The organism is Bacillus sp. 05T22 (assembly GCF_056396765.1).
Genome location: NZ_JBFTMC010000250.1, coordinates 1 through 1112 on the forward strand (window position 1 = coordinate 1; position 1112 = coordinate 1112).

At 31.7% G+C, this 1112-nt stretch carries 1 protein-coding gene and 1 pseudogene; both read left to right on the forward strand.

The genetic code is table 11. The annotated features are described in order from the left end of the window. Positions 1–498: 498 nt before the first annotated feature. On the forward strand, positions 499–804 hold the full coding sequence (locus AC1DIT_RS28175) for a monooxygenase (RefSeq protein WP_016114791.1): 306 nt from the start codon (positions 499–501) through the stop codon (positions 802–804). 51 nt (positions 805–855) lie between these two features. Beyond that, a pseudogene (locus AC1DIT_RS28180) lies at positions 856–1112 on the forward strand (hypothetical protein); the annotation flags it as partial.

The following is a 1112-nucleotide window of genomic DNA, read 5'->3' on the forward strand; positions in this document are numbered from 1 at the left end:
TGATAAACCAAGTCATTTTGAGCACCTCGCTTTGATATTTAATATTATGATATTAAATGCGTTGAGAAAGTGTGCTGTTGTCCATGAAAAATGTTGCGAATTTGTTGCGATTATGTTGAGAATAATATGATACTACTATTGATTTTGAAGGCCGAGAAGACTTTCGAAATTTTATTTTGCTAGGCACCTGAAAAATCCGTGTATCAAAAAATAACTTTAGGTCTTAAAAATGCTGTATCGTTAGAAAATTATATTATAGGATTAAAACAAGTTTTACTAAATGTGAAAAATATCCAAGAGCACCCAGCCTCTACACTAGCAACGTTTCTCGAAAAAGGAGCGTGACGGTTCTCAAAAGAAATTGAAGAAATGTATCCATCACCGAAAAATGGATTAAAATCCTTTGTACAAAGGGAACTTTTATCTGGTAGCTAACAAATTAAAGAAATTCTTGGTGAACTTTACATTGAGAAATATTGAAAATGGGAGTGATTGAAAATGGCATATCTATTACAAGTTGATTTTCCGTTTGAAGGTCCTTTTGGTGAAGAGATGGCAAAAGCATTTTGGGATTTAGCAAATAGTATTAACGAAGAAGAAGGGTTCCATTGGAAAATATGGACAGAGAATCAAGACACAAAAGAAGCTGGAGGTATCTATGTATTTGAAGAAAAACAAGATGCTGAAAAATATGCTGAAATGCATAGAAACAGACTTCAATCGTTTGGTGTTAAAGATATTAGGGTAAGAATTTTTGACATCAATGAAAAGCTAACCAAACTTAATTATGGTTATGTTAAATAATAAGGAATACGGCACGGCATTCTCGACAGTTGAAGTAAGGGAGTGATTATTATGAAAGGGGTTAAAAGAAAAAATATAATTATCTTAGTATGTCTATCGGTGTTAGGTGGCTTAATATTTCTTTTTACATCTAATAAAGATTCTAAGATTGACGATTTTCCTGTACCGATGTCAGCCATTTATATTAAAGAGGATATATAGTATTATTCCTATAAACAAAGCTAAGGGATGGGAATATCTTGGTGAAAATGGTCATACTATAGAATTTCAAAAAGGTAATAGAAAAATAATTATTTTGCATCTACCAG